The following is a 14,477-nucleotide window of genomic DNA, read 5'->3' as shown; positions in this document are numbered from 1 at the left end:
GGTTCTAGTTTTGAATTTTAACTCCTAACCATCTGATACTAACCTTGTTAAAAGCAGATTTGTCCCAATAACATCACTTATAAAAGCTAAAACTTATCATCAGCGAATTAAGATATAACTCATTATGCAAATTTTTCTTGCTCGAAATAATGTCCAAGCAGGGCCTTACACTTTAGATCAGCTCAATATCATGCTTACCTCAGGCGAGGTAGTATTTGATGATTTGATGTGGCATGAAGGCTTAGCAAATTGGCAACGGCTCGGTGACTTGACGGCTAACCAACCTTACTATCGTCCTACCATGAATAATACAACCGTCGTTAATGATAGTGATGATGACTCTATTATCAGTAATGTCACCGTCTTCCCAGAAGACTCTGATGACGCTAGTACCAGTAAGAATACTAGCGCCAATCAAGGCGGCTTAAATGGCAAAAAGCTCTCTCTTGATAGACTCTACGGCAAGCATGAGCGCTCAGCTACAGATAGTAGTAAAAAGTCTAAAGTAGACATGACGACCAATCGTGACCATTCACCAACTAATAATGTCTCGCTCAATAAGTCTAGTAACACTAGAGTGGCGGGCGCCAAAGATGTTGTCGTCGGTGATGTGATCTTAGCGCCTATCATGTCACGAATACTAGCCACTGCGGTCAATGGCTTGCTCTATATATTAGCCATCTTTCCGCTAGTATTGGCACTGACTAAAATGGATATCGACTATACTAAATTTCAAGATATTCAAAATATGGACGCCGCTTACCAGTACTCAATGACCTTGATGGAGAGTATCCCTAGCGGTACTTTGATGATGTCACAAGTCATGGTTTTTGGCTTATTTGCTCTGCAGATATTGTTCATTATCTTACGTGGGCAGTCTTTAGGTAAACTGATTACCGGTATTCGCGTGGTGGATCAAACCACGCATAGAATACCGTCCTTTTTTAAACTTATAGTAATGCGCACTTTGCTGCTACTTATTGTCTATAACCTATTGTTTTCTTTTACCAGTTTTTTAGGCTTTATAGTGATTGCCGTTCATTATTATATGGCCTCAAAAAGTCCCGAGAATATCGGTTGGCACGACAAACTCGCTAAAACCTTAGTGGTTAAAGCAGATAGCAAACAGCTGGTTAAACAGCCTAAAGTGAAGTAACTACAGTAAACTAACTCCTCCTAATCACAAGATTTCGAAAAGTAGCGCTTAGTCGCTACTTTTTTTATGGCTAGTCTTATCACGTATAAATAATGAGCTCTAGAATTAATTCCTTTTAGCCGCATTAACCTTTGTGTTAACGCTTGAGTGCTGTTATAATACGGCGCTTTATATCCTAAGCTTATTGCTCTCTATAATAATAGCTGAGACTAAGTTTACCTTATAAATCTCCTTGCTACCTGCATAGGGCCGGTAGCTACTAATCCGTAAGGAGTCCAAATGCGACATTACGAAGTGGTGTTAATTGTACACCCAGACCAAAGCGACCAAGTTGTCGGCATGGTTGAACGCTATATCAAGTTGGTTCAAGACAACAATGGTATCATCCATCGTCTAGAAGATTGGGGCCGTCGTCAACTGGCTTATCCAATCAACAAGATCCATAAAGCTCATTATGTGTTATTCAACATCGAAACTGACGGTGAGACTCTAGAAGAATTAGAAGAGTTATTCCGTTATAACGATGCCATCATCCGTAGCTTAGTCATGCGCCGTGATGAAGCAATCACTGAAGAGTCACAGCTAGCTAAAAATGCCGATGAAAAACGCGCACGTAAAGCTACGCCACGTCGTTCAGACGACAACGACAACAACAGTGAAGACTAATTAAAGGAGAATACTTATGGCACGTTTCTATCGCCGTCGCAAATTCTGCCGTTTCACTGCTGAAGGCATCACTCACATCGATTATAAAGATGTTGAACTGCTAAAACAGTACATCAGTGACAATGGCAAAATCGTACCAAGTCGTATTACTGGTACTTCTACCAAATATCAGCGTCAACTAGCGACTGCTATCAAGCAAGCTCGTTACTTGTCGCTACTTCCGTACACTGACAACCATCAGGGTTAACCGTTAACTAGGAGTGACTCATGCAAATTATTTTGTTACAGCGTATCGTCAACCTGGGTAAACTCGGTGAAACTGTCGATGTAAAACCAGGTTACGGACGTAACTTTCTTATCCCTCAGGGCAAGGCTCTTCCTGCTACTAAAGCGAATATCGAAAAGTTCGAAGCACGCCGTGCTGAGCTTGAAGCTGAAGAAGCTGCCGAGATCGCAACCGCCCAGACTCGTGCTGATGCGTTGACTGACGTTAACGTCATCATGCGTGCTAAGTCTGGCGACGAAGGCAAGCTATTCGGCTCTATCGGTACTCGTGATATCGCTGAAGCTTTGACCAACTCAGGTCTAGAAGTAGACCGTGCTGAGATTAAGCTTCCAGAAGGTACGCTACGTCAGATCGGCGAGTACAGCGTTGATATCCAACTGCATCATGATGTAACTGCTACTATCTTAGTTACCATCCTATCTGAAGATGGCGATGACGAAGACCAAGATGTAGAAGAAGCAGCTGATGAGAACGAAGAGACTTCTGAAGAGTAAGCTTTATACCCTCTATCTGAAGTTAAAAAAGGCCAGTGACTTTATGTTGCTGGTTTTTTTATTTCTATAGAGTTTTATTATGGCCTAATAAACATTCTATAGAGAACATATCTTCAATTTGATGTACTACCGCTCAGTATACCCATTCAACCGCTCAGCACCTTCTCCATGTTCTTTGATTATGAATTTGACTATCATAAGCGCGCTTCGTTTTGATTGATAGGAGAACGAATATGATTAAGACTGGTGATAAAGTAGTATGTATAAGTGGTAATGATTTTTATGCAGAAGGACACGTCTATACTGTAGGCAGTTTCATCAATGACAAGTTTTTTGAAATACCAACCGGTTGTAATGACGAATACTGGTACGCCACAAGAGATAGTTCTGGCATCTCTATTCATTTTGATACTATGGCAACCAAAGTGAGCAATGCCCATTTCAATAAATTAAATAACCAGATTTACGCTTAGTAGAGAATTTCTCAGATAAAACCAAACTTCGTAGCCCTTCCTAAGACCTACCCTAAGCTTTAATATTGATACCTTAAACTTTATCAGTAAAATGCACTTCTTATTTAAATGACATAAATAGAAAGCTTTTCCCATAAAAAAATCCGGTCACTTAATTAATAAGTGACCGGATTTTTAGTGTTTGGTGGAGATGGCGGGAGTTGAACCCGCGTCCGCCAGCATTACGCTCATGAATCTACATGTTTAGTTTCTGTCTTTAGTTTTAGTCCGCACCGATCCGACAGTCAGGATGGATTGGACGATTCTCTACTTTTGAACCCAAGCGATTGAGACAATCTCTTGTGGCGAACCTATATACGGACGCTTCAACTGGGCTAACCAACTATAGGTAATCGGCAGCGCAGTAAGCAGGGTTTAAGCTGCTAGAGCGTAAGTTTCGTCGTTTGCGACTATAACAATATATGTTTGATTTACGAGAGGACATACACTCTCGACATGCATCATTGAGTTTCATCACCAGCGTCGAAGCCAGAACATCCCCAATAAGACTGAGTATTTTAGACTAACTTTAGCTTTGACTCAACCAATAAAAGATAGTTATTACATTAATTTACAGGCTGACTATTACTTTTTAAGCTTACGTGTTTGCCTTAATCACTCTACTTACTATATAAGGTCAACTCACCCAGTTTCAATAGCTAAGAGACTACTTATAAGAGATTAATAATAAAAGAATATTAGGCCAAAACCTTATTCATCCATTTACCGATATTCTGGATTTGCGGCATACAGACTTGATGCGCCATCGGATAAGTATGATATTCAACGTTGTAGCCTTTATCAGTCAATAGCTGCTGAGCTTGCTGACCTAATACCACTGGCACCACAGGATCTTGTACCCCGTGTTCAATGAGGACTGGCAAGTCTTTATTGATATCACTATAGCTCAGGCTATCATTGGTTGCCAGATAGGTAGATAAGGTCATCAGCCCCGCCAAACGCTGTGGATATCCCAGCGCCACATGGTAAGCCACTGCCCCGCCCTGCGAAAACCCAGCAATGACGATATGCTCAGGCTTAACGCCTCGTTCAATCTCGCGTTGAATCAAATCGCGAATCTGCTGCGAGGATTTCTCAATTTGTGTGACGTCAATCTTACGATCGAGACTCATCTCAAGAATATCGTACCAAGCTGGCATTATCATGCCACCATTGATGGTCACGGGTATTTGCGGGGCATGTGGAAAAATAAAGCGCACTGCCATATCTTTACTAAGGCCTAACTGCGGCACGACTGGCTCAAAGTCATGCCCACTGGCTCCGAGGCCATGTAGCCAAATCACCGCGCGATCAATTGGTTTGTTCGTAGGATTATGCTCTACCGTGACCACGTCCAAATAGTTACTCATACGATTTCCTTATTTAAATTAAGACAAATTATCATTGCCTACAAAGCCTTTTCAAGTGTTGTGATTTTTAGAATATTCATTATTCATCGATTTTTCATAACCTTTGCGTGCTTATCACATAGTCTTATCAGATTTCCATGCTAGGATAGTTTGATAAGCGGTGATGAATACTATTAGCGAATGTTCAACCCGCTCTACTAATTACCTCTATTTATGATGCTAGCCTGCGACTTTTCAATGGTCAAGCTTATAAATACGGTAGTTGTCTTTTAGATACAACCTAAAAATAATTAAGATAGAGCCCTATGACCCACATCCTATTAGTAGAAGATGACCCCGCCATTGCTATGTCGCTCAAAATCACTTGTAAACGTGAAGGCTGGCAGATCACTTGGCTCGATAATGCTAACAGTGTGTTGCCGGTGCTGCATAGTTTGCCTAGCGCAGAGGCGCAAGAGTTGTCGGCGATCATTTTGGATGTTGGGCTGCCAGACGGTGATGGCTTAAGCTTATGTCAACAAATTCGTCATGCGCCTGACCTAGGTAGTTTAAAGGATATTCCGATTATATTTTTGACGGCTCGTAGCGATGAGGTCGATCGTATATTAGGACTTGAGATGGGCGGAGATGACTATTGTGCTAAGCCTTTTAGTCCGCGAGAGCTGGTCGCGCGCCTAAAAGCGGTTTGGCGACGTGAACAGTTATCTCGTCAGCATTCAAAAGATTCTGATAAGACAATCGATGATGCCAACCCAGTCTCAGAATCGCCCATCAGCTTTACTTATAGCTCAGGAGACTGGCATTATCAGCCGCTAAACTATTCGCTCACTTGGGATAAGCAAAAACTAGAACTGAGCAATACCGAGCGCAAAATTTTATTGGCTTTATTGCAAGCGCCCAATCAAGTCTTCAGCCGTGAACAGCTCTTGAATGCAATCAGCGATTATCCCGATCATCGTTTGGCAAGAACCATAGACAGCCATGTCAAATCTATTCGTAAGCAGCTGGCGACTATCCATCCTGATATCGATGTCATTCATACCCACCGTGGTCTAGGCTATGGACTGTGCCCTGCCTAATGGTTACTTCTAAACACCAAAATCGAGATAATACAAAAGCTAATAGTGATGCCGATGTTAATCAAAGCAATTGGTATACTAAGCTGCATTCCATGGGCGCCGACAAGCTGCAAGCGCAGCCTAAACAGCCGCTGAATCTAAGTATATTTTTTCGGATTTGGTTAGCAGTCGCCTTGATCTTGATAGTTTCAGGGGCGGTGGTTTTTACTCAGCTGTTTGAGCACGTCAAGCCAACCGCGCAGCAAGTCATTGAAGATACTTTGCTCGATACCAGTAAAATGATGGCTGCCAATCTACAAGCACCTGTGCAATCAGGGCAAATATTAAATCCTGCCTATCAACAACAGTTAGATAGCGCTTTTATCGCCCAGCTCACTAGCTCTAGAAATCAAGGTAATAAAAGTAAAACGGCTAAAACCGCTTATAATCTAGATAATGAGCCTGAATATAAGCAAAAAACAGCGAGTAGCTTTCGCTTATATGTTACTGATAGTCAAGGCATCGTTCTGTACGACTCCCTACCCGCATCTGATAATGCTGAAGGTGCCGACTATAGCCGCTGGAATGACGTGTATCTGACATTAAGAGGTCAGTACGGCGCGCGCAGTACGCCTGATGCTAACAGCATCCGCGACAGCTCAATTATGTATGTCGCCCAGCCTATCAAGGATGATTTAGGGCGCCTTATTGGTGTGGTTAGCATCGGCAAACCGGTCGATAGTGTCTTGCCCTATCTCGATAATACGCGCCAGCGTATGCTGATTACGACTCTACTTATTAGTGTTGTTTCACTGATTTTGGCAGGGTTAGTCGCTTGGTGGCTGCAGCAAAGTATTAGTCTTGTGACTCGCTATACACAAGCTTTGGCTGAAGATACCCAAAAGCCATACTTCTATTTAGGTCATGAGCTTAACAGCCTGACCGATACTATTGAGACTATGAAACATCGGCTAGAAAATAGAGCTTACGTCAGTGATTATGTGCACACCCTAACTCATGAGCTAAAAAGTCCACTGACTGCCATTCGCGCAAGCGGCGAGTTATTAGAAGATGAAAATCTGGATAGTGATGATCGGCAGATGCTAAGCCAAGCGATTGGCGAGCAAAGTATTAAGATGCAGCAACTCATTGATCGGCTGTTATTATTAGCCAAAGTTGAGCAGCCAACTTTTAGATTAAATCGTCAAGCTATCTCGCTAATTCCTATTATCACTAGCTTGATAAAAGACAGTAGCGTTAAGATTCAGCAGCGTAATTTAGCCTCTATTAAGTTTTTTATTGATAATGAGCCAATAAATCATTTCGCCACTGAACAAGATTATCCGCCCGCTCTCTTAGCCAAGACCACTATTGCAGCCGATAGCTTTTGGTTAGTGCAAGCGCTGCAAAACGTCTTAGACAATGCCATCTACTTCGCTATCAATGAAGTGAGTATCGAGGTGACGACAACGCATAGTAGGACGCATAGTAGCGTAACGGTTGATATTTTTAACGATGGTCAGCCGCTTGCCGATTATGCTATTGTTAAAGCCTTTGATCGTTATTTTAGCCTATCTCATCAAAAAAAATCGCCACAAGCCAACGGTCATAATTTAAAAAAAGGCACGGGGCTCGGCTTAACTTTAGTCAAGCAAGTGATTGAACATCATGGTGGTAGCGTTAGTATCAATAACGTAGATGATAATAAGGAAATTGAAAACATTAGCAGTCTCTCCCAAGGTGTTTTGGTGCGTCTTACCTTACCTTTAGCTAACTAAGATTAATTCATTAAACTTCCATCATCCCTGCACGGGTTTTATACCTCAATATTCTACGATAGCTTTATCCAAACTTGCTATCTAGACAAGGTACAAACCCTATGAAAGAATTAATTCCGACTCATACTCAAGCTACTAACTCAACAAACGCTTACTTAGGTTATAGCCGTCAGGATTGTCGCCAATTATTAGCGACAAATAATATCGAAAGTATTACTTTTGGACACTGGCTCGCTATTCCAAGTCAGCAGCTATTATTGGTTTTTAAACACCAGCGCTGCGTAGCCGTTGATTATTATTCAAAAGTAGCTTGATAGAGAATAAAGCTAAGAGCAACTTATACCCCTATTTATTATAAGCACAAAAAAGCCTTTTACCTTTAATGGGAGTCATTAAAGGTAAAAGGCTCGCTACTAATTAAACGACTTCAAGCTACTCAGTAATCGACGCAACCGGGGCGACCACATCAGCGTTTTGACCGCGGTGACGCAAGTAATGATCGAGTAGTACAATCGCGAGCATCGCCTCAGCGATAGGCGTCGCTCGTACGCCAACGCAAGGATCATGACGGCCTTTGGTTAGCATGTCAATCGCTTCGCCATCAGTATTAATACTCTTACCAGGGGTGGTAATACTGGAGGTGGGCTTAAGTGCTATACTAACGCTGATATCTTGCCCAGAGGAGATACCGCCTAAGATACCGCCTGCATGATTGGCGGTAAAGCCATCAGGGGTCATCTCATCGCGAGACTTATGCCCAAACTGACCGGCTACCGCCATACCATCGCCAATTTCTACGCCTTTAACCGCATTGATGCTCATCATCGCATGGGCAATCTCCGCATCCAGTCGATCAAATACCGGCTCGCCAAGCCCAACCGGCACGCCACTTGCGATAATATCAAGCTTAGCGCCGCAGCTGGTTCCCTCACGGCGTAGACTATCGATTAAGGTTTCAAAGCGCACGACTGCTTCGCTATCAGCGCAAAAGAATGGGTTGCTATTCACAAAGTCCCAATCGATTTGGCTTGGATCAGTGACTTGGCTGTACTCATTACCAATCTGCGTCACATGACCATGAATCTGTATACCTAAGCGCTCAGAAAGATACTTCTTAGCGATAGCGCCTGCTGCCACACGCATAGCGGTCTCACGTGCTGAGGAGCGCCCGCCGCCGCGATAATCGCGAAAGCCGTACTTCATACTATAAGTATAATCGGCATGACCGGGGCGAAAAGTGTCTTTAATCTCGCTATAGTCTTTGGATTTCTGATTGGTATTACGTATCAGTAGCCCGATAGAGGTGCCCGTCGTTTTACCTTCAAAGACACCGGAGATTATCTCGACCTCATCGGACTCGCGGCGCTGGGTGGAATACTTAGAAGTCCCAGGCTTACGGCGATCCAAATCGACTTGCAAGTCCTCGCTAGATAACGCCATACCTGGCGGCACGCCATCGACGATAGCCATCAGGCCAGCCCCATGCGACTCTCCGCAAGTAGTGACACTAAAGAGTTTTCCTATACTATTGCCTGCCATGTCTATCCTTACACGCTTGATACTGCTTTGCTGTTAATATTGGGCTACTTTCAATCTTGCAATCTTGGCTTAACTTATTTCTTTACTCGTAAGAGCCGCCTGTTATTGCACCTGATTATTCTCTAGAAGCTGTACATAATGAGCAAATAACTGGCGATGTTCCATCAGATCATCATAAGTCATCGCAAAGATACCGTGACCCCCATGAGCAAACTTTAACCAGTCAAACTGAATATCAGGATAAGCTTGCATCAGCGCCCATTCGCTATCGCCGACCTCACAAACCAGTAGACCTTCTGGCGTCAAATAATCAGCGGCTTCATATAAAATCTTATGCACTAAATCTAGTCCGTCTTGACCAGCGGCTAACGCATGATCAGGTTCGTACAAAAACTCGGGCGGCAAGTCGGCCATGATAGCTGCATCAACATAAGGCGGGTTAGTGACGATAAGCTCGTACTGATTACCGCTTGGCAGCTTAGCAAACAGATCAGACTCAATCACATTGATTTGATGCCCTAAATCATGATGATCGACATTGACCATCGCTACTTCAAGCGCGCCTTTGTCGATATCAGCGGCGTCTATCAAAGCATCGACAAAGCGCGTTGCTAGAGCGATAGCGATACAGCCCGAACCGGTGCATAAGTCCAAAATACGCTCAGGTTGCGTCAGCTGCTTCATCTCAAGACCATGCTCGAAGAACTTAGTGGCTGACTCACCTGCCTTCATATCGTTTATGCCATTAATACCAAGCGGCTTGGCAAGCTCATTGGCGTCAAAATAAGGATAGAACTGCTGACGGATCAGCTCAGCTATCGGCGAGCGAGGAATAAGGACACGCTCATCGACATAAAAAGGCAAATCACAAAAATATGCTAAATTAATCAAGTAGCTCAGCGGCTTACGCTTAGCGATACGCGCTTCTAATAGCTCTAATACCGCTTGCTTCTCTGATGCAGTCAGGCGGCAATCTAGAATCTGCTCATTCGCTGACCAGTCAAGCGACAAAGAATGCAAAACGATAGCAGAAGCTTCAGCGAATTCGTCGGTCGTGCCTTGTGCTACTACGACATCATAGTTACGCAATTGCGTAACACAAAAACGAATGAAATCGCGAATCGTCATTAATTGCTGACGCGCCTCTTCAAGCTCACTGTGGAAGTTAGCAAATTCACTATGATCTGTGTCTTCAGCATTTAGCTCATGACCGTCATAGTCGTACTGATTCTGATTTTGCTGCTGAAATTCTTCTGCACTCATTATCTGCTCGTCTGACATACGGCCTCTTTAATTATTTGTTTAGTAGCTTTAAGTTTATAAGATTAATGGTTTTAATTTAAGGCATTATAAACTTAAACCGAATATGACGCCAATCAATCGAGCAACTGATACATCTAGCAACTACTAATAGTAAACCTTTGGTGAAACTCTACTAAAGCCAAACCTTATTTCTATACTAACCGTGCTACTATAGGAGAATATTTAACTCGTGTCTTATCTTGCTCTACCCTTGCTAAGAGCCTGTTTTGCGCAATATAACCTTTAGATTATGACTCAATTCTCTCTACCTAGTAATCAAAGCGTCAACGCCTGACGCCTATCCGCTCATTACTACAAAAAGAGGGGTTAAAAATTTGCGAAGCGTCCATATTATGCGCATAATACCTCCATTATAACTACCATGTTGTGACCTTTATGATGAAAATAAAACCTATTGTAATTGCAATCTCTATTGCCACGCTGAGTCTTAGTGCCTTTGCTGCACCGACAGACAATACCCGTACTTTGCCTGTAAATACTGTAGATAATCTACCGGATATCGAAAGCTTATCTGGTATCAACTTAGAAGAGAATCGTAGCAGCTCTGCAGATAATGGCACTCGTATTACCTTGCCAAATAATGCCGCAGCAAACAACTCTCAGCCGCAAGATAGAGTGAGTACGCCATCAACGCCTGATAGAATGGGGCAACTGATTGATAGCAAACGCGCCGCTCAGCCTAATATCGATACAGACACAGCGTCTAACGCTGTTGCCGCTGATAATATGAGCGTAGAAGAATTAACTCGTAAAGACCAGCAGTCTGATACGACGGATGACATTAGTGATGGCCAAGCCCTAGCAGGCCCTAGTAGTGCGGCAGCTGATGTTCCAAATTTTGAAGTAGCCAATAGCGCACAACTCCAAAACATCGGCGATGAGTCTGCTATCAAGAGCATCGAAGACAAAGACGGTAAGACTTATACCACGCTAGATCTATCTAATTATGCCAAGCAAGTGAATGGTTCGTCTTGGTCGCCGAATATGAACGTCAACTCAGCGATGACTATTAAATTGCAAGCACTGCTCGACTGGAACCATGCCTCTCCTGGCCCTATTGATGGTGGCTGGGGTATGAACAGCAAAAAGGCGCTAGTCAACTTTCAAAACATGAAAGGCTTGCCTGCTACTGGTAAAATGGATCAAAAGACCTGGAATGCTTTGATTAAAAATATTCCCGCGAATAAGCCAGTGTTAGTCACTTATACGATTACTGAAGATGATGTGAATACCAATTTTGCCACGCTACCTGCTGGCTCTGAGGCAAAATCAAAAGTCAAAGGCCTTTATTATCAGGATATCAAAGAGATGCTAGGTGAGCGCTTCCATATGGACGTACGCTATCTCGATAAACTGAACAAGAATAAAACCTATAAAGCCGGTGAGACTATCACGGTGTTAAACAATCGTGAGCCTCTCAATCAGCGTATCAACCGTGTCGTCGCTAATAAAGCTGACAAGACTTTATATGCTTATAACGGCAATAAACTAGTTGCCACTTATCCGACTACTATTGGTAGCGCGAGCACCCCTTCCCCGCAAGGTAGCTTTAAGATTGTCAATAAAGTCAAAATGCCATGGTATAAAGCCACAGTCGGTGAAGGCAGCGCAAAAAAAGTACACATGCTACCACCAGGACCTAATAGCCCAGTAGGGGTAGTATGGATGGGACTGTCAAAACCTTCTTATGGTATTCATGGCTCACCTAAACCTGAAGGTATCAGTCGTCAAGCGTCAGCAGGTTGTGTGCGTTTGACCAACTGGGATGTGTTAGAAGTCTATGCCAATATCGAAAATGGTGCGACTGTTGAACTGCAATAACTGCTAAGCTACGACAGTACATCTGAAGTCAAAAACAGTTTTTAATGACAAAAAAACAGCCTTTCTAATAGGCTGTTTTTTTATACTTAAATCATAACGTTTAGACTAAAAGCCCTTGCTAAGTCTGTAAGCTGGACTACGCCCAAAACATTTTCAGGCCTTATAGCCTTCTTCATTACCTGTGATGCTACCTATTTTTTTGGTGAAAAACAGTCCTACTGGAATAGCGACTAGTAGCCCGATGGCTATGGCTATCTGAATATGTCGTATCTCATTAAAGCCAGTCACTAAAGCGGCAATCATCAGTAAACCAACGATAACAGTAGCTGCCATAGAGTAAACAACAGAAAGTAGTGGCCAGTTCATAGTCTAATCCTTATAATTTGTGTGGGTATACTTACTTTATACCTTAAACCCATATAAAAAGTAAGTCTTTATTCTAACCGCTAAAGCCATTAAAACTAGGCGACTAACGTCAAAAACCATGCTATTATTAGGGAGTTATCTGGCGTATTAAAAACGTTCAATTTATTGCTTACTCTTCTTTGTAAAGCTAGCTCATAGCAAAAACCTATACTTCCTCGCCTATTTATCTTTACAATAGTGATTTTCTTCTTGCCTCTAAGAAAGTCCAACACTATGACCGCTAATCCCTCTAGCAGCTCTAATCACTCTGATAGCCTTAATAACCAGGACGCTCATGAGTCTACATCTACCCTTGATAGTACTTTTGTTGAAGATGTCAACGATGTCGAAGACAATACTGACGGTAATGCCGACGACAACGATCCGTCAGAGTCTCAAAATGAAGAGGAAATGAACACCGCAGAAGCAGGAAATTATCATTCTGAATCGAAAGTGACGATGAGGGCTATCAGCGAAGAGGTGGTTGTCGCGACGGTTGAAGATAACACACCTGAAATGGCTCAAGTCCAGGCTACCAACTCAGAAGTTGTCAATATTGGCTTTTCTAACATCGACTTTTCTAGCTTAGCAATGGCTGATTCAGTATTTACTAAAGCCAACAGCGCAAATACCATTCATAATAATCTATCAACTGATAAAACGACCCTTACCGGGCATTCAGGGACTAGCAGCCATGTCGAAACTGCCGATATCGATAACGATCAGCCTGATAACCTAGCGCTTTCAGCGATTCCTGCTGATGAAGGGCTGATAGAAAATAGTAATACAACAGAGGTTGCTGGTAATAGAGATTCTGGCAACAAAAATGCTAGTGGTAAAGACGCTAAAGAAACTGAAAACGACGCTGAGAGTGCTGCAGAAGAAGAAAACGCAAAAGAGCAAGTGCAAGAAAAAAAAGAAGCGAAGCTTGAGTCTTATAAACAATTTGTCGCTGAGCAATTCAGTAACCAAAAAGTCGATTATCCAGAAGTACGAGTCAAAATCGAGGCCAATGCGCTACCGAGTAAGATGTATTTTATAATGAACATTCTCTCGGCCATTATCGCAAGCTATGGCTTAGTAACCAATTCAGCAGCCGTTGTCATTGGCGCTATGCTAGTAGCTATGATGTTAGGACCTATTACTGGTGTGGCGCTCGCTATTATTGACCACCGTATGCCACTGCTATGGAAATCGCTATTTACGGTTATAGCGGGCGTCTCTTTGGTGGTATTAGTAGGCTTTTTGATCGGTCTGCTCCACAACGATCAGCCTTTAACCTCAGAGATATTATCGCGCACTCAGCCGACTTCAATGGACTTAATGATTGCGCTAGCCGGTGGTACGGCTGGTGCTTATGCGATGGTATCACCGCACCTATCGGTCGCTGTCGTTGGGGTCGCGGTAGCCACCGCTTTGGTGCCTCCTCTAGCTGCGAGTGGTATTTTATTCGCTCATAGCGAGACGCAATTAGGTCTTGGGGCGCTGCTGTTAGCCATTACTAATATTATCGCTATTCAATTCACTAATGCGCTAGTACTCTGGCTGCTTGGCTTTCGCCGCCTAGTCGATGATGATTATAAATCAAACACCTATCTAACTTTTTTACGCCGCAATGCAGTGACCTTATTACTGCTTGCCGGACTCGGTACTTATTTGACTATCAACCTACAAACCAATGCTAAGCAGCAAGTCTTTGAGAGTAGCACTAAAGAGGCGATAAACAATTATTTCATCGATAAAGGTAATGTACTGACCAACACTCAGTTTGACACCTCAGATGAAAACCAAGTCGTACGCGCAGTCATCCGCGGCGAGAGTACTCCTAGCTCCTATGACGTCCAGCAGATTGAAGCGCTTATCACCGCAGACATGGTGGAGAACTTCCCGGAGTACCTACCGATTAAGCTACAACTGCGCTATCTGCCCGTACAAGTGATTGAAGCCAATCCGCTGAATACCGATCAGCTAGACAAAACAGACGCGGCTATCTTGACCAATTAACGGCTGATTTATTGCCCTAGTTTATTAGCCCTAACAGTGACTATTTGCGAATGTTCAACAGGGGC

At 43.1% G+C, this 14,477-nt stretch carries 14 protein-coding genes and 1 other RNA gene; 10 read left to right on the top strand and 5 right to left on the bottom strand.

Features of this window, described 5'->3' with window-relative positions; all coding sequences use genetic code 11:
- The first annotated feature begins 124 nt into the window (after window positions 1-124).
- The 5 genes from ACTXGJ_RS08190 to ACTXGJ_RS08170 all read left to right on the top strand — a co-directional run bounded on the left by ACTXGJ_RS08190 (window position 125) and on the right by ACTXGJ_RS08170 (window position 3,075).
- Entirely contained in the window at window positions 125-1,156 is a 1,032-nt protein-coding gene (locus ACTXGJ_RS08190; RefSeq protein WP_439242852.1) for an RDD family protein, read from the top strand.
- A gap of 279 nt (window positions 1,157-1,435) precedes the next feature.
- Window positions 1,436-1,822, top strand: coding sequence for a 30S ribosomal protein S6 (gene rpsF, locus ACTXGJ_RS08185; RefSeq protein ID WP_439242854.1), 387 nt, complete (start codon window positions 1,436-1,438; stop codon window positions 1,820-1,822).
- Between the two features lie 16 nt (window positions 1,823-1,838).
- Window positions 1,839-2,069: a 30S ribosomal protein S18 gene (gene rpsR / locus ACTXGJ_RS08180; RefSeq protein WP_010198808.1), complete on the top strand. Its 231-nt coding sequence runs from the start codon at window positions 1,839-1,841 to the stop codon at window positions 2,067-2,069.
- Between the two features lie 20 nt (window positions 2,070-2,089).
- Window positions 2,090-2,602 (top strand): 50S ribosomal protein L9, encoded by a 513-nt coding sequence (rplI, locus tag ACTXGJ_RS08175; protein ID WP_439242856.1) that lies wholly within the window; start codon window positions 2,090-2,092, stop codon window positions 2,600-2,602.
- A gap of 233 nt (window positions 2,603-2,835) precedes the next feature.
- Window positions 2,836-3,075 carry a hypothetical protein gene (locus ACTXGJ_RS08170; protein WP_439242858.1) on the top strand — a complete coding sequence of 80 codons (240 nt, stop codon included), beginning with the start codon at window positions 2,836-2,838 and terminating at the stop codon, window positions 3,073-3,075.
- A gap of 182 nt (window positions 3,076-3,257) precedes the next feature.
- On the opposite strand, the gene ssrA is transcribed toward ACTXGJ_RS08170, so the two are convergent.
- Window positions 3,258-3,616, bottom strand: a transfer-messenger RNA (tmRNA) gene (ssrA, locus tag ACTXGJ_RS08165).
- 196 nt (window positions 3,617-3,812) lie between these two features.
- Complete coding sequence (locus tag ACTXGJ_RS08160) at window positions 3,813-4,484, bottom strand: alpha/beta hydrolase (RefSeq protein ID WP_439242962.1); 672 nt, start codon at window positions 4,482-4,484, stop codon at window positions 3,813-3,815.
- 305 nt (window positions 4,485-4,789) lie between these two features.
- Here ACTXGJ_RS08160 and ACTXGJ_RS08155 point away from each other — a divergent pair, with 305 nt between their 5' ends.
- The 3 genes from ACTXGJ_RS08155 to ACTXGJ_RS08145 all read left to right on the top strand — a co-directional run bounded on the left by ACTXGJ_RS08155 (window position 4,790) and on the right by ACTXGJ_RS08145 (window position 7,634).
- Window positions 4,790-5,563: a response regulator gene (locus tag ACTXGJ_RS08155; RefSeq protein ID WP_439242964.1), complete on the top strand. Its 774-nt coding sequence runs from the start codon at window positions 4,790-4,792 to the stop codon at window positions 5,561-5,563.
- A complete protein-coding gene (gene creC, locus ACTXGJ_RS08150) occupies window positions 5,563-7,320 on the top strand; it encodes a two-component system sensor histidine kinase CreC (protein WP_439242966.1) in 1,758 nt (585 codons plus the stop codon). The genes ACTXGJ_RS08155 and creC overlap by 1 nt, the downstream gene beginning before the upstream one ends.
- A 101-nt stretch (window positions 7,321-7,421) precedes the next feature.
- A complete protein-coding gene (locus ACTXGJ_RS08145; RefSeq protein WP_439242968.1) occupies window positions 7,422-7,634 on the top strand; it encodes a hypothetical protein in 213 nt (70 codons plus the stop codon).
- Between the two features lie 118 nt (window positions 7,635-7,752).
- Here the strand turns inward: ACTXGJ_RS08145 and aroC are convergent, their stop codons facing one another.
- A complete protein-coding gene (aroC, locus tag ACTXGJ_RS08140; RefSeq protein ID WP_439242970.1) occupies window positions 7,753-8,859 on the bottom strand; it encodes a chorismate synthase in 1,107 nt (368 codons plus the stop codon).
- Between the two features lie 102 nt (window positions 8,860-8,961).
- On the bottom strand, window positions 8,962-9,987 hold the full coding sequence (gene prmB / locus ACTXGJ_RS08135) for a 50S ribosomal protein L3 N(5)-glutamine methyltransferase (protein ID WP_439243173.1): 1,026 nt from the start codon (window positions 9,985-9,987) through the stop codon (window positions 8,962-8,964).
- Between the two features lie 570 nt (window positions 9,988-10,557).
- On the opposite strand from prmB, the gene ACTXGJ_RS08130 reads away from it, so the two are divergent.
- A complete protein-coding gene (locus tag ACTXGJ_RS08130; protein ID WP_439242972.1) occupies window positions 10,558-12,003 on the top strand; it encodes a L,D-transpeptidase family protein in 1,446 nt (481 codons plus the stop codon).
- Between the two features lie 153 nt (window positions 12,004-12,156).
- Here the strand turns inward: ACTXGJ_RS08130 and ACTXGJ_RS08125 are convergent, their stop codons facing one another.
- Window positions 12,157-12,369 (bottom strand): hypothetical protein, encoded by a 213-nt coding sequence (locus tag ACTXGJ_RS08125; protein ID WP_348653998.1) that lies wholly within the window; start codon window positions 12,367-12,369, stop codon window positions 12,157-12,159.
- A 273-nt stretch (window positions 12,370-12,642) separates the two neighbouring features.
- Between ACTXGJ_RS08125 and ACTXGJ_RS08120 the strand changes: the two genes are divergently transcribed.
- Window positions 12,643-14,412 (top strand): DUF389 domain-containing protein, encoded by a 1,770-nt coding sequence (locus ACTXGJ_RS08120; protein WP_443565630.1) that lies wholly within the window; start codon window positions 12,643-12,645, stop codon window positions 14,410-14,412.
- Window positions 14,413-14,477: the final 65 nt, after the last annotated feature.

Source organism: Psychrobacter sp. 1Y11, assembly GCF_052259045.1.
Lineage (GTDB): Bacteria > Pseudomonadota > Gammaproteobacteria > Pseudomonadales > Moraxellaceae > Psychrobacter.
The sequence above is the reverse complement of the archived record's forward strand: the minus strand, read 5'-3'. Positions and strand labels throughout refer to the sequence as shown.